Origin of the sequence: Segnochrobactrum spirostomi, assembly GCF_009600605.1 — a bacterium.
In the GTDB taxonomy this organism is placed as follows: domain Bacteria; phylum Pseudomonadota; class Alphaproteobacteria; order Rhizobiales; family Segnochrobactraceae; genus Segnochrobactrum; species Segnochrobactrum spirostomi.
The window spans coordinates 3,033,836-3,046,261 of sequence record NZ_VWNA01000001.1; the positions used below are offsets into that span (position 1 = coordinate 3,033,836).

General features: G+C 68.5%; 15 protein-coding genes and 1 tRNA gene. 7 read left to right on the plus strand and 9 right to left on the minus strand.

Going from position 1 to position 12,426, the window contains the following annotated elements:
- Positions 1-3: 3 nt before the first annotated feature.
- From F0357_RS13720 to F0357_RS24975, 6 genes are read right to left on the minus strand one after another with little or no spacing between them, the layout of a single operon-like run.
- Positions 4-2,241, minus strand: coding sequence for a TnsB C-terminal domain-containing protein (locus F0357_RS13720; protein ID WP_153482743.1), 2,238 nt, complete (start codon positions 2,239-2,241; stop codon positions 4-6).
- On the minus strand, positions 2,238-2,705 hold the full coding sequence (locus F0357_RS13725; protein WP_153482746.1) for a DNA transposition protein: 468 nt from the start codon (positions 2,703-2,705) through the stop codon (positions 2,238-2,240). The genes F0357_RS13720 and F0357_RS13725 overlap by 4 nt, the downstream gene beginning before the upstream one ends.
- Positions 2,705-3,295 carry a GcrA family cell cycle regulator gene (locus tag F0357_RS13730; RefSeq protein WP_153482748.1) on the minus strand — a complete coding sequence of 197 codons (591 nt, stop codon included), beginning with the start codon at positions 3,293-3,295 and terminating at the stop codon, positions 2,705-2,707. Before F0357_RS13730 ends, F0357_RS13725 begins: the two co-directional genes overlap by 1 nt.
- Positions 3,292-3,723: a hypothetical protein gene (locus F0357_RS13735; RefSeq protein ID WP_153482750.1), complete on the minus strand. Its 432-nt coding sequence runs from the start codon at positions 3,721-3,723 to the stop codon at positions 3,292-3,294. The genes F0357_RS13730 and F0357_RS13735 overlap by 4 nt, the downstream gene beginning before the upstream one ends.
- Before the next feature lie 9 nt (positions 3,724-3,732).
- Positions 3,733-4,119 (minus strand): hypothetical protein, encoded by a 387-nt coding sequence (locus F0357_RS13740; RefSeq protein WP_153482752.1) that lies wholly within the window; start codon positions 4,117-4,119, stop codon positions 3,733-3,735.
- Positions 4,116-4,244 carry a hypothetical protein gene (locus F0357_RS24975; RefSeq protein WP_281350353.1) on the minus strand — a complete coding sequence of 43 codons (129 nt, stop codon included), beginning with the start codon at positions 4,242-4,244 and terminating at the stop codon, positions 4,116-4,118. The genes F0357_RS13740 and F0357_RS24975 overlap by 4 nt, the downstream gene beginning before the upstream one ends.
- Before the next feature lie 116 nt (positions 4,245-4,360).
- Between F0357_RS24975 and F0357_RS13745 the strand changes: the two genes are divergently transcribed.
- On the plus strand, positions 4,361-4,738 hold the full coding sequence (locus F0357_RS13745) for a hypothetical protein (protein ID WP_153482764.1): 378 nt from the start codon (positions 4,361-4,363) through the stop codon (positions 4,736-4,738).
- A 66-nt stretch (positions 4,739-4,804) separates the two neighbouring features.
- On the opposite strand, the gene F0357_RS13750 is transcribed toward F0357_RS13745, so the two are convergent.
- Together F0357_RS13750 and F0357_RS13755 are read right to left on the minus strand one after the other, a co-directional pair.
- Entirely contained in the window at positions 4,805-5,167 is a 363-nt protein-coding gene (locus F0357_RS13750; RefSeq protein WP_153482767.1) for a hypothetical protein, read from the minus strand.
- The gene (locus tag F0357_RS13755; protein WP_153482769.1) at positions 5,142-5,414 is read right to left on the minus strand and encodes a hypothetical protein; all 273 of its coding nucleotides are present in this window, start codon (positions 5,412-5,414) and stop codon (positions 5,142-5,144) included. Before F0357_RS13755 ends, F0357_RS13750 begins: the two co-directional genes overlap by 26 nt.
- Positions 5,415-5,656: 242 nt before the next feature.
- Between F0357_RS13755 and F0357_RS13760 the strand changes: the two genes are divergently transcribed.
- Positions 5,657-6,142: a helix-turn-helix domain-containing protein gene (locus F0357_RS13760; protein ID WP_208948339.1), complete on the plus strand. Its 486-nt coding sequence runs from the start codon at positions 5,657-5,659 to the stop codon at positions 6,140-6,142.
- 120 nt (positions 6,143-6,262) lie between these two features.
- Positions 6,263-6,628, plus strand: coding sequence for a hypothetical protein (locus F0357_RS13765; protein ID WP_153482774.1), 366 nt, complete (start codon positions 6,263-6,265; stop codon positions 6,626-6,628).
- 561 nt (positions 6,629-7,189) lie between these two features.
- On the opposite strand, the gene F0357_RS13770 is transcribed toward F0357_RS13765, so the two are convergent.
- Positions 7,190-7,279, minus strand: a tRNA-Ser gene (locus F0357_RS13770).
- A gap of 725 nt (positions 7,280-8,004) precedes the next feature.
- On the opposite strand from F0357_RS13770, the gene msrA reads away from it, so the two are divergent.
- From msrA to nrdR, 4 genes are all read left to right on the plus strand, one after another.
- Positions 8,005-8,673 carry a peptide-methionine (S)-S-oxide reductase MsrA gene (gene msrA / locus F0357_RS13775; protein WP_153482782.1) on the plus strand — a complete coding sequence of 223 codons (669 nt, stop codon included), beginning with the start codon at positions 8,005-8,007 and terminating at the stop codon, positions 8,671-8,673.
- Between the two features lie 444 nt (positions 8,674-9,117).
- Positions 9,118-10,041, plus strand: coding sequence for a CHAD domain-containing protein (locus F0357_RS13780; RefSeq protein WP_208948340.1), 924 nt, complete (start codon positions 9,118-9,120; stop codon positions 10,039-10,041).
- Positions 10,042-10,472: 431 nt separating this feature from the next.
- Complete coding sequence (gene glyA / locus F0357_RS13785; protein WP_153482790.1) at positions 10,473-11,753, plus strand: serine hydroxymethyltransferase; 1,281 nt, start codon at positions 10,473-10,475, stop codon at positions 11,751-11,753.
- A gap of 71 nt (positions 11,754-11,824) precedes the next feature.
- On the plus strand, positions 11,825-12,382 hold the full coding sequence (nrdR, locus tag F0357_RS13790) for a transcriptional regulator NrdR (protein ID WP_153482794.1): 558 nt from the start codon (positions 11,825-11,827) through the stop codon (positions 12,380-12,382).
- The last annotated feature ends 44 nt before the right edge of the window (positions 12,383-12,426 follow it).

Genomic DNA, 12,426 nt, shown 5'->3' on the forward strand with positions numbered 1-12,426 from the left:
TGGTCAGCCTGCGGGTGCGCGGAACAGCACGCCGCGGGCGATGAGCTGCTCGGCCTTGAGGGCCGCGCGGCATTCGGAATCGGTTGCGTAGTTGGCGTGCCAGCGGCGGTCGCTCTCGCTGACCGCTCGGCCGGCGTCGATGTCGGCGCCGATCGCCTGCCAGCGCGCAAAGCGGTCGGCGGCCTCGCGCTGAGCGCGCTCGTGCGGGCTCTCGGTGCGGGGTTTGAGCTCGATGATCGCCGCCGGCGCCCGCGGCGCCTCCACCGGGCGCGCGACCTCGGCCGGCGCGCTGCCGGCCGCCTCGGCCGCGGCGGAGAGCGCCGGCGTCTCGTGCGGGACGCTCGCGCGCGGGAACGGAATAGCCGCCGGCATGCGCTCCCGCGCGACCTCCTCGGCGACCTCGTGCAACGGCCGGAGCCTGGCCTTGGCGCGCCGAAGCTCGGCTTTGGCCGTCTTCACCCGGTCGCGCTGGTCGGCCTTGGCGCGGGCGGCGATTTCCGCCCGGTCGAGGCCGAGCCGCTCCGGCGATTCCGCGATGCAGATGAACGCATCGTCCTCGGCCGTGTAGACATAGGCGCGGCCCATGTCGCCCGGGTCGAGGCGCACACGCACCCGCGTCCCCTCGACGAGGCCGGGTCCCCAGAAGACCGTGTTTTCGAGGCGCAACCCCTTCTTGCCGACGACGCGGTAGCCGTCGCCCGACGCCATGTCCCAGAGGAGCAGATCGAGCGCGCGCGGGTCGTGAATCGTGCGCAGGGCACCAGCCCAGGAGCGTTCGCGCTCCCACGGGCTCTGTCCGTCGAGACCGTCGTGCGGTCGGTGCGCATAAGCCTCGTCGCACCACCGGTCGAGCCGGCGCTGCAGCTCGACCTGATCGAGGGAGACGCAGAACGCGGCGCGCTCGTCGTTGTCGCCGAGGCGCGCGGCGAACGCCCGTCGCGCCTCGATCGCCGCGCGGTCGGCCACCGAATGGCCGATGAAGCCGGGCTGCAGCGGCATGAAATCATGCTGCAGCGTGCCGATGAGCCTCTCCACATGGCCTTTGTCGGTCGGGGTAAATGCGGGCGACAGCGGGTGCTCGATGTGGAGCGAGCGCAGCACGCCGCGCGTCGCCTTCGCTTTGAAGTCCGAGCCGTTGTCGGTTTTCACCTGGTTCGGCACGCCCCAGGCGAGGATGGCGCGCCGCAACAGAGCCACCACGGCGGCGGCGCGCGGCGTGCGGGTGACGAGCACCATCGCCCGGCGGGACCACAGGTCGGTGAGCACATAGACCGAGTGTCGGCCGTCGACGAGGAGCGCGTCCGCGGGCGACGCATCGATCTGCCAGATGTCGTTGAGGCCGGCGCCGGTGTCCTGCTCGCCGATGGCGAACTCGAATTTCGAGCGCCACGCGTCCGGATTGGTCACGGCGAGGATGGTGCTCTCATGCTGCTCCTTGAGCCGCGCGATGTGCCATTGGAATGTTCGGACCGGCGGCATGGCGACGAGCTGGCCGCTCGGCAGCAGCAGCTCGGCCCCGAAATTGCCGATGATCTGATCGCGCACGGCCCGCGCAGAAAGGTGCGGCTGCGCGGTGATGAGCGCGAGGATGGCGCGGGAGATAGCGCCCGGTCCCTCAATGTCACCGCGCGGGTCGAGGGCGATCGCGAGCGCGCCGGTGTCGCGCCGGCTCGGGTACCGGCCTTTGAGCGCCTGAAAGGCGCCGGCCCGCGCCGTCGTCACGATCCGCTCGAGCGTCCGGGCGCTGAGCTTCGGCACCTGTTCGAAGACGCTTCGATCGAGGCTTGAAATCGGCTCCGGCCCCGGGGCGGGCCGGCCGGCTTTCACCTCGAGCGCCGCATGCGCGTAGAGCGCCGAAAAGGCCGCATAGGCCCGGTGCAGCGAGTAGCCGCTTGCGGTCCGCAGCCGCTCGAACGCGTCGAAGATCGCGAGGCGCGCATCGCGGCGCGCGTTGGCGCGCGGGCCGCTGGCGAGCGGCCGCTCGTCGGCCGGCACCGGCGCGGGCTCGGCGGCGACGGCATCGGCGAAGGTCTCGCGAAGTCGCCGCAGCTCGGCGGCGTCGAGGGCGTCTTGGATCGTTCGCGGGAGCGCTGTGAAAGTGAAGGAGCGCGCCGGCCTGCCGCCAGTCGATGACGTCAGTTGGTATGGCCAAGCCTCCTTGTCGGCGCGGCGCGCGATGGTGTCGTTTGAGACGCCCAACGTCGTCGCAATCTGGGCGATAGTGACGGTGCGGGCCTTCATCCGCGCGGCCCTTTCCACCGGCGGCGCGCGATCTTGAGGCGCTGCTCCAGGTCTTCCATGCGTTCGGCGACCATCTCCGCTTCGATTGCGCCGAGGTAACGCTCCTCGATCACGGCCTTGCCGAACGGCTCGGCCGCGAGCTGCAGCAGCCGCGTGTCTCCCGTCACCTCGATCAGCGCGAGGGCACGCAGGAATGAGATTGTGTGCTCGCTCTTGGCTTGGCTCGCATAGTTGTCGAGCATCGCCCGCGAGACCTCTTCGCCCTCGCCGAGCCAGGTGCTCATGCGGCTCGCAATCTCGTCGCGGGAAAGCGCGCAATCTTCCAGCGTCGCCGCCACCGTGCGGGCGATCCGATCGCGCCAGGTCGCCGCGCGCACGCGGGTCGGCTCGAACCGCTCCACCACCTCCGGCGGCTCCCAGGCGAGCAGGTCGCCCTGGCGATCGTCATGCGCCCGGCGCGCCATCAGAACGGCTCCGCCTGGTTCGTCCGCCGGGCGTCACCGGCGTGCTTCGCGCAATAGGGCCGGTCCATCGGTGCCGCCGCGGAACACACGAATTGCTGGGCCGCCGTGGGCTTCACCGCGTGCGACCACATCGGCCAGCGGCAATAGCCGTCGCAGACCTCGAGCAGCGTGAGCTGCCGCGTCTGGACGATCCGCGCCGCGGCGAGCCGAGTGGCGGGAATCTCGGTCGGTGCCGGGGCGGCGACCGGCGCAGACGCGGGCTCCGCCCCAGGTACCTCGGCCTGACCTTTTGCGGCCGGGTCGAGATCGTCGCGGTCGGTGAACTCGTCCAGGACGACGAAGCCCGGCCGCTCTCCGAACGGCTCGGGGCGAACTGCCGGCAGCCGGATGCGCAGAAGCATGGCGCCTCCGCCGCCGACCAGCATCGGGCCGGGCTCACGGACCTCCGAGTGGAAGTGGATGAAGCCGGCAAGCGCGCCCCGCGTCGTACCGAGCCGCAGCGCCATCTGCCGATAGCTCTCGCCCGCCGCGAGGGCGCCGCGCACGGCCTCGACCTTTCGCTCCGGACTGAGGCTGGACCAGAGGCTCATGACGCACCTCGCATCGCGAGCACTGCCTCGCCGAAACCGCTGCACCACGCCCACAGGGCGAGCAGGACGAGCGCCAGGGCGACGCAGGTGGCGAGCTCGGCGGCGAGCTGGCCGACGTCATCGGAAAGATTGAGGCGCCACCCGGCCGGGGTGGGGAAGCGCGGCCGGGTGGCACCCTCCGGCGCTGCAACCGGGGGCTTGGTTGCAGTCGCCGTCTCCTCTACCGTCGATCGTTGCTGAGACGAATGAGCGGTGGAGGATGAGGCGTGAAAGGCATGAAGGAAGAGACTGCGCTTGAGCTGCTGAAGCTCTCGGTCGGCCTTACAGAGAGCAGCAATGACAAGTCCCGCAGCGGTCTTCCGCGGAACGGAGGCAGCAGAGTGGACATGATCAGAGGTTGGATGGACTTCCTCAGAGACGAACTTCATCGCGTCACCTCAGCGGGTGAAGAAGGTGGCGGCTGACGCCGGGCCCCAGGTGAGCGCGAGCGCGTCGGCCACGATCCCGGAGACCTTCTCGTCCAACAGCGGTCCAAACTCGCGCTCGATCACGTCGATGAGCAGACCAACGGCCTCGGCCTTACTGGCTGCGATCGTTTGGGGCTGCTCGGACGTGAGGCCGAGAACTCGTCCTCGAAGAGCGTCTTTCGTGCGCTCTTCTTCGGCTCGCACGGCCTGGCTCGCCTCGAGCGCGGCGATGCGCGCTGTGAGGGTGAGATTTTTCGCCTCGAGCTGCGCGACCTTCTCCTCGAGCGCGGCGAAGCGGTCTTCGCGCCGGTACTCGGCCGGAGTGCAAAAAATCGCGCGCAGATGCTGACGGATCATCGGGACGTCCTCTCGATGTGGAGAGCCTCAATCACGGCGACGCCGGTCGCGGCGACGAGCCCGAGCAAAAGCGCGCTGGCGATCACGGCTGCGAGGAGGCTGTGGGGCGGGCGACGGGTGGCCATGTCAGGCGGCTCCCCGAAGCGACGCGGGAGCCGGCGCCCCGGGGTGGGGTCGCAGGACGCCGGCTCCGCGCTCCCCTACCATCGGAAGTTGCGACACTGATTCGATGGAGGGGAATGTGACGGACGATGAGAATGCGCGAGCCATCAAGTCGCTGGAAACGCGGATCGAAGAGCTCGACTGGATCTTGAGTGAGACGATGTCGGAAGTGACCGGCGGCTTTTGGCCAGCCTTCGCTGTCGCGATGGTGCTCGTCGACGCGGGTGTGGCGAAGCGGGAGAGAATGCTCGAGATCATTGAGGCCGTCCACGATCTGGCGACGGCCCAGGCCGGTATCGGCGTGGCCGAGCATGAGCTTCAATCTCTGGAGAACTTCCGGTTCTACGTGGATCGAACAAATCCAGGAGCGGGCTCTGTCCTGACTCGTCTGAGAGAGTTTCAGGCGGAGCGTTTCCTAGAGATCGTTCGGCGGCCAAAGCCTCCGCGGCGGCCATAAGAGCCATGAGGCGGACGAGCCTCAGCCGCTTGCTCTTGCGAAGGGCATCACAGCGCGGGAACCACGTCATGCGGCCCTCCCGAGACCGCCACGGCGCGCCTCCTGGAAGCCATTGCAAAGCATCATGGAGAGGGCGAGCAGCGGCCATAGGTAGGCGAACTCGTCGTCTTCGACGCTCTCGCCCTCTGCTTTCTGTTTCGCGATGGCGTCCGCGAGCGCCACGACGGCCGCGCGCAAGAACGTGGTGTCGATCGTCTCGATGTGTTCGAAAACGAACGTCGCCAGGACGTCGGGTGAGGCCACGGTGTTGTTGGGCGCCTCGAGCCGGCGGATCAGTTCGCCGATGAGCGCCTCGTGCCTCGTGGCGGTCGCCGGCAGGGGGGTGTCGCGATGCAGGGACATGTCAGGCGGCCTCGCCGGATTCGACATGGACGCCACCGTCGGGGGTGCTAGGGTCGGCGGCGCGGGAAGTTGCACGTTCAACCGGTATCCGCGCGCCGCTCTCGGCGTAGTGCTCCCACCAGAGCACCGCCGGGGGCAGGCCGCAGACCGCCGCGAGCAGGTCCTCGATCCGCTTCGAGGGCTTGCCCGCGGCCGTGGCCTGAACGGCTTGGTGGGAGACGCCGTGCAGTTGCCCGAACGACCGATAGGTGTGGCCCTGGATGCGTAGCTGCATCCGGATCCACTCCCGTCGCGCAACGGGGTTCTTGAGGATGTCTGCAATTGGTCGTGCGGTTGCCATGGCGGAGAAGATGATGCGACCAAACGGTCGTGTCAACGCCATTCGGGTGTGCGGAAAAGCTACCGTTTGGGTTCATACGACCGTTTGGTCGTATGTCATTGAAAGGACAATGGTTTCCGACTTTCCCGCAAGTTGCTGCCTTTTCCGCAGAATCCGCGGAAAAGTGGGGATCACCTATGTCCTTTCATGACCGCCTGCGCGAATGGCGCGAATCAACGGGTCGCACCCAGGAGGAGATGGCGCAAGCGCTGGAGATGTCCCTTCAGTCCTACTCTCGATATGAGCGGGGGGTGAGGGAGCCCAAGGCTTCGCACCTCCAAATGCTGAGTTCGATGGGCTGCGACCTGACGTGGCTTGTCACGGGAGAGACCGTTCGGTCGTATGAAGGCGAGGAACGTGGAAGGGCGGCGAGCATTGGGCGAATTGATCGTGACCTCTGGCGCCAAGTGAAGCAGGTCGTACGCGGCGTCTACAATCGCGAACGCGTTCGCCTGCCAGAGCACATCATGGATGATATTTTGCTGAGTAAATACAATGCTTTGGCGCGAATGTCGCCTACCCAAGACAAGTTGCCGGCCGCGCTGGAGATGATCGAGGCGCAGCTCCTTGAGGAAATGGATCAGAACCACCCTGACGCGGCGCAGACGAAAGACCGGGCCTGAGGTTGGTAGATACCTCCAGCATTAAGCTTATGATTGTGCTCGCCCAGGTGGCTGGCGTATTGGAACTCGCGTGTTACTTTTTATCGTCAGGGTTAATCCCTGACGTGTGATCGGGGGATCATGATGATGAAGAGGCTTAGTGTGGCCGCCGGCATAATCGTCGGCGCGGCATCGCTCTCCGCGTGTCAGACGACGCAACAGTCGTCGGATGATTACACGCAGGTGTTCCGGCGTGCGGACGGCCAGAAGATGGGGGGAAACCCTAAGCTTCTCGCCGAATATGAGAAGGCTGGCACAATCTGCGACGGGCGGGTGGCTGCTGCGGCTTCGAATATGCAGCCGATCGAGGCGCATGGAATTATCGGCGCCCTCCAGATTTCGCAGATCCAGGCCCAGAACCGGGAAACTCTGATGAAAGTGCAGGCCGGCTGCATGGCCGAGCAGGGTTACCTCGTCGTCCCGAAATCCCAGCTCCCCAAGGGCTGAGGCCAGGCGGTCGGCCATAAAGGGGCCTTCGATCTCGCTTCGAAGGCCCCTGGAACGAGCAGCCGCCGAGCCGGGTCCGCGGCATGAGGCATGAGGCATTGCCCCGCGCGCCGTTCTGATTTCCTGCACGATTTGCGAATAGGGTGATGTCGGTCGCGGCGCGATTTCGGCGGCTTCCGCCAATCCACCTTGCGCATCCGGGCTTGCGGCCGCCGATTTTCTATCTTGCGCGCCCCTCCGGCGCCGCCCCGGCTCTCCGCCCCCGCGCCGCCCCGGCTCTCCGCCCCCGCGCCGCGCCCCAAGCCCCCGGATTTCCTAGCGTTTCCCCACCGGAACCCGCGAGCACCCGGATAAACCCGCCACCCCCCGGTTCCGCCATCCAATCTTACGCGTCACACCTCGGACGGCGGCGGGAGCACGATACGGGCAGCTCTGGGGAGGCCTAAATAGTCCGCTAAACCGCCGTCGCCATTAGGAATGGGGTGGTGGAACGACCGGTGCGTCGCGTCTAAAAATCAACAAAAACAAGTACTTATGCGACAAAACTGGCGGAGAGAAAACTGGCGGAGAGAGAGGGATTCGAACCCTCGATACGGTTTCCCGTATACACGCGTTCCAGGCGTGCGCCTTCAACCACTCGGCCACCTCTCCGGGCCGGCGCAGGGCCGGTAACGCGCGGCATTAGACGATCGGACGGCGCTTCGCAAGCCCGCTCGCGTCCCCACCGCCGAAATGTCCCCCGTTGCGTTGTTTCCGCCGCTGACCGGGTCGCGCGTCGCTCGCTGGGCCGGACGCGCCGAGAGAGGTGGGACGGGCGGTGGGCCGCACGTGAGCGCCCGAGTCCCTGTGGCAGGCAGGCAATCGCATCGGGCGACGGACCACCCGAGTGGTCTCCTCTTGATGGCCCCCTTTTGGTGGCCCCTCATGGCGGCCCCCTCTTGGTGGCGGACACCTTGCTCTCCATCGTCATTGCCGGCCTTGTGCCGGCAACCCAGGGGCGGCGAACGCAGGGCGCGCGGGCCCTGGGTCCCCGGCACAAGGCCGGGGATGACCACGGAGAGGACGGGCGCACCCTCCTCGGGGCAGGCGCCTTCTCATGCGATTACCCTGCTGTGGCGGGTGGCAAAGCCAAATGCGATTGGGGGCCGTCCGGTTCCGGGAGAGACGGAGACAGGTCGCTGCCGGAAGACAGGGTCCGTCGCTGTCCGACGGCGGGACCCGACGGCGGGATCCGTCGGTGCCGGGGACGGCGTCCGCCGACGCTGGAGGGAGCTCCCCGCGGGTGCCCCTGGCGGGAAGGGCTCGCGCACCCTACATCTCGCGGTGCCGCGCGGACGCTCGGATCTCCCCGCCGTCCCGCCGAACAGGAGTTCCCGATGTCGCTCCTCGAGATGCTGACCCGCAAGCTGCGCATTCCCTCCGCCGCCGAGGCGCTGCCCGGCCGGGACGAGCCGCTGCCGACCGCCGCCCTCCACGCCGTCAACGGCCACAGCCTCAAGGGACCTTATCCCGCCGGGCTCGAGACCGCGGTGTTCGGGCTCGGCTGCTTCTGGGGCGCGGAGCGGTTGTTCTGGCAGCTTCCGGGCGTCTGGGTGACGGCCGTCGGCTATGCCGGGGGCGCGACGCCGAACCCGACCTACCATGAGGTCTGCTCGGGCATGACCGGGCACACCGAGGCCGTCCTCGTCGTGTTCGACCCGGCGGTGATCTCCTACGAGGCGCTCCTCGCCGTGTTCTGGGAAGCCCACGATCCGACCCAGGGCATGCGCCAGGGCAACGATGTCGGAACCCAATATCGCTCGGCGATCTACACGACGAGCGCGGCCCAGGCCGAGATCGCGGCGGCCTCCAAGGCGCGCTACGGCGCGGCGCTGGCGGCCCGCGGCTACGGCGCCGTCACCACCGAGATCGCCCCCGCCGGCCCGTTCTACTTCGCCGAGGACTACCACCAGCAATATCTCGACAAGAACCCGAACGGTTATTGCGGCCTCGCCGGCACCGGCGTGAGTTGCCCCGTCGGCCTCGGCGTCGCCCAGTCCTCGTGAGGGGCGGCCCAGCCTGGGCCGCGGCAGACCCTTCTCCCCGCTCGCGGGGAGGAGGGACGGCAGCGCCGATGACGCCATCGCGTCGTGCCGTGAGATGCGCCGGGGATGACAGCGCAGCGGCTGCGTCCATCCGGTTCTTCAGGGCCCGCCCGAGCAGCCTTTGCCCCGCCGCTGCCCGCTGAAATGGAACCGGCGCGGCTGTTTTTTGCTTGAGATCAAGGCTGGTGCGGCCGGCGTCGGGCAGGGTGTCCCCGCTGTCGGCACCGCAGGCTGGCCGCACGACGCACCGGAGCGGCTCGCGGTCCGGGCGCACCCACGAGTGAGCGGAGAAGGGACCGCGCCGATCGTCGGATCAGGGTCATGGGCGGATATTTTGATCCCCCACGGACTTTGCTCTAGGCTGGCGTGGTCGATGGTGCCGAGATGGTGGGAGGGTGGTCCGAGATGGCCTTTCGGCTGCGGCGCAAGGAGGCTGTGGGAACCGGCATTCGGCGTCTTCTCGTCGGGGCGGTGGAGCAGGCGCGCGACGAATTGCGCGACGAGGCGCTGCCCGCCGAAGTGCGGGTTCATCATGCCCGCCGCGGCCTCAAGCGGGCGCGCACGTTGGTCACGGTGCTGGAACGCGCGTTCGATGCGGAGGCGCGCGACGAGCGCCTCGCCTTGCGCGATGCCGGCCGGGCTCTGTCGGCGACCCGCGATGCCGACGTCGTCGCTAAGACCGCCCACGATCTGCTCGACGGTGCCCACCCGGACGACGTCGCCGCCTTGTCGCGCCTCGCGGCGGCCCTCACCGAGCGGGCGACCGCCCAGCGCCGCGACGCCGATGCGGGGGCCGTCGCACGCGCCCTCGCCGATCTTTCCAAGCGCCTCGATGCCGTGAGCATTCGCAAACGCCGCGGCGACGATCCGCTGCGCGAGGCGATGACCATGCTCTACAGGCGCGGCCGCCGCGCCATGGAGCGCGCCCAGCGCGATCCGAGCGACGAGGTGCTGCACGAATGGCGCAAGGCGGTGAAGCACCGCATGCACCTCGCGCAGCTCGCCCGCCGCCGCTTCGCCGCCGCGACGCCGGCGATCGTCGAGGCGCTCGACCGGCTCGCCGATTTGCTCGGCGACGATCACGATCTCGCCGTGCTCCAGGACGTCCTGCGCGACGAGCCGGAACTCGCCGGGGAACGGGCCGACGCGGCCCGGCTCGAGGCCCGCATCGGTGCCCGCCGCAAGGCGCTGCAGGCCGACGCCTTCGGCCTCGGCGACATTCTCTACGGTGCCCGCCCGCGCGTCTTCCGCGCCTCCCTCGATCATCCCGCGCCGCTCACCGAGTCCGGCCACGCCCCGAGCGTCGTGCTCGGCGCACCGGTGGCGTGAGGGGGCAGACGGATCTGGCACCAAGCTTTTGAATTGGAACCCCTTTTCCCCTCCCCTGTCAGGGGGAGGGGTGGCGCGCAGCGCCGGGGTGGGGCCTGGGCCGGGCGAGATGGCTCGCCTGGTGCGACGGCGCCTCTCGGCGCCGGCCCCGCCCTGGCCGGCTTCGCCGGCCTGTCCCGCCCCCAACTGGGGCGGGACGCGTAACCGCTGTGTCGGTTATGAACTGCGCCGACGGCGGGAGGCGCGATCAGCACCCAGCGTGCGCCGATCGCAGTGCATCTTCCCCCACCCATGTCGCTTTCGATGGCCGGCTGCGTCGTCTCGGTACTTGGTCGGCAAGCCTTTCGCGTGCTAATCCCGCGCTCCGAGGCGTTTCCCGGCCGTCTTCGTGGTGCCGCGCCTCTCCCTGACCTGACGAGGAGCATGGCTTCATGGCGACCGTGTCCGACTTCTTCAACCGCTCGCTGGCCGAGACCGATCCTGAACTGTTCGGTGCGATCGGTCGGGAGCTCGGTCGTCAGCGCGAGGAGATCGAGCTGATCGCCTCCGAGAACATCGTCTCCAAGGCGGTGCTCGAAGCCCAGGGCTCGGTGCTGACCAACAAGTACGCCGAGGGTTATCCGGGCCGGCGCTATTATGGCGGCTGCCAGTTCGTCGACGTTGCCGAGAGCCTCGCCATCGAGCGCGCCAAGACGATCTTCAATGCCGGCTTCGCCAACGTGCAGCCCCATTCGGGCGCCCAGGCGAACCAGGCCGTGTTTCTCTCGGTGATGCAGCCGGGCGACGCCTTCATGGGCCTCGACCTCGCCGCCGGCGGCCATCTCACCCACGGCTCCCCGGTCAACCTCTCCGGCAAGTGGTTCCGCCCGGTGCCCTATCATGTGCGCCGCGACGACGAGCTGATCGATTATGAAGAGGTCGAGAAACTCGCCCACGAGCACAAGCCGAAGCTCATCATCGCCGGTGGCTCGGCCTATCCCCGCATCATCGACTTCGCCCGCTTCCGGGCGATCGCCGACGCGGTCGGCGCGGTGTTCATGGTGGACATGGCGCACTTCGCGGGCCTCGTCGCCGGCGGCGTCCATCCGAACCCGCTCGATCACGCCCACGTCGTCACCACCACTACCCACAAGACCCTGCGCGGCCCGCGCGGCGGCATGGTGCTGACCAACGACGAGGCGCTCGCCAAGAAGATCAACTCGGCCGTGTTCCCGGGTCTCCAGGGCGGCCCCTTGATGCACGTCATCGCCGCCAAGGCGGTCGCCTTCGGCGAAGCGCTGCAGCCCTCGTTCAAGGCCTATGCCCGCCAGGTGGTGGACAACGCCCAGGCGCTCGGCGCCCGGCTCGTCGAGCACGGCTTCCGCATCGTCTCGGGCGGCACCGACACCCACCTGATGCTGGTCGATCTGCAGCCGAAGTCGCTCACCGGCAAGGTCTCGGAGATCGCGCTCGGCCGCGCCCACCTGACCTGCAACAAGAACGGCATCCCTTACGATCCGGCGAAGCCGGCGGTCACCTCGGGCATCCGTCTCGGCTCGCCGGCCGGCACCACCCGCGGCTTCGGCGTTGCGGAATTCCAGGAGATCGGCGACATGATCGCCGAGGTGCTCGGCGTGCTCTCGCAGAAGGGCGTCGAAGAGGATAGCCTGACCGAAGAAGCGGTGCGCGGTCGCGTCAAGGCCCTCACCGAGCGTTTCCCGATCTACGCCTGACCGGACGCCCGCGCGCCGGCCGGGTCCCTGCCTTGCCGGCGTCCGCGCCGGCCTGATGGAGCCGATCCGGCATGCGGTGCCCCTATTGCGGCGGCGAAGACACGCAGGTGAAGGACTCGCGTCCGAGCGAGGACAACACCGCGATTCGCCGCCGACGCGTCTGTGTCACCTGCGGTGGCCGTTTCACCACCTTCGAGCGCGTGCAATTGCGCGAGCTCACCGTCATCAAACGGTCGGGCCGGCGGGTGCCGTTCGACCGCGACAAGCTGATGCGCTCGGTGATGATCGCGCTGCGCAAGCGGCCGGTGGATCAGGAGCGCGTCGAGCAGATGGTCTCGGGCGTGGTGCGCCAGCTCGAGAACATGGGCGACAGCGACGTCACCTCCGAGCAGATCGGCCTTCTCGTCATGGAAGGCCTCAAGGCGCTCGACGACGTCGCCTATGTCCGCTTCGCCTCGGTCTACCGCGACTTCCGCGAGCCGAAGGATTTCGAACTCTTCCTCGACGAATTGGTGAAGAGCGGCGCGGCGCCGGCGCTCGCCGCCGTCGTGAAGGGCGAGGGCGGTTCGGAGAAGGAGGCGAATGCCGAGCTCTCCGCCGCGGCGCGCCGGCTCGCCGACCGGTCGTGACGGGGTGCGCAACCGTGCGGGGGACGGGAAGGTGACGGGACCCG

Coding starts and splice junctions, on each gene's coding strand:
- F0357_RS13720 (WP_153482743.1), bottom strand. CDS start 2,241: ATGAAGGCCCGCACCGTCACTATCGCCCAGATTGCGACGACGTTGGGC.
- F0357_RS13725 (WP_153482746.1), bottom strand. CDS start 2,705: ATGGCGCGCCGGGCGCATGACGATCGCCAGGGCGACCTGCTCGCCTGG.
- F0357_RS13730 (WP_153482748.1), bottom strand. CDS start 3,295: ATGAGCCTCTGGTCCAGCCTCAGTCCGGAGCGAAAGGTCGAGGCCGTG.
- F0357_RS13735 (WP_153482750.1), bottom strand. CDS start 3,723: ATGAAGTTCGTCTCTGAGGAAGTCCATCCAACCTCTGATCATGTCCAC.
- F0357_RS13740 (WP_153482752.1), bottom strand. CDS start 4,119: ATGATCCGTCAGCATCTGCGCGCGATTTTTTGCACTCCGGCCGAGTAC.
- F0357_RS24975 (WP_281350353.1), bottom strand. CDS start 4,244: ATGGCCACCCGTCGCCCGCCCCACAGCCTCCTCGCAGCCGTGATCGCC.
- F0357_RS13750 (WP_153482767.1), bottom strand. CDS start 5,167: ATGTCGAATCCGGCGAGGCCGCCTGACATGTCCCTGCATCGCGACACC.
- F0357_RS13755 (WP_153482769.1), bottom strand. CDS start 5,414: ATGCAGCTACGCATCCAGGGCCACACCTATCGGTCGTTCGGGCAACTG.
- F0357_RS13760 (WP_208948339.1), top strand. CDS start 5,657: ATGTCCTTTCATGACCGCCTGCGCGAATGGCGCGAATCAACGGGTCGC.
- F0357_RS13765 (WP_153482774.1), top strand. CDS start 6,263: ATGATGATGAAGAGGCTTAGTGTGGCCGCCGGCATAATCGTCGGCGCG.
- msrA (WP_153482782.1), top strand. CDS start 8,005: ATGTCGCTCCTCGAGATGCTGACCCGCAAGCTGCGCATTCCCTCCGCC.
- F0357_RS13780 (WP_208948340.1), top strand. CDS start 9,118: ATGGCCTTTCGGCTGCGGCGCAAGGAGGCTGTGGGAACCGGCATTCGG.
- glyA (WP_153482790.1), top strand. CDS start 10,473: ATGGCGACCGTGTCCGACTTCTTCAACCGCTCGCTGGCCGAGACCGAT.
- nrdR (WP_153482794.1), top strand. CDS start 11,825: ATGCGGTGCCCCTATTGCGGCGGCGAAGACACGCAGGTGAAGGACTCG.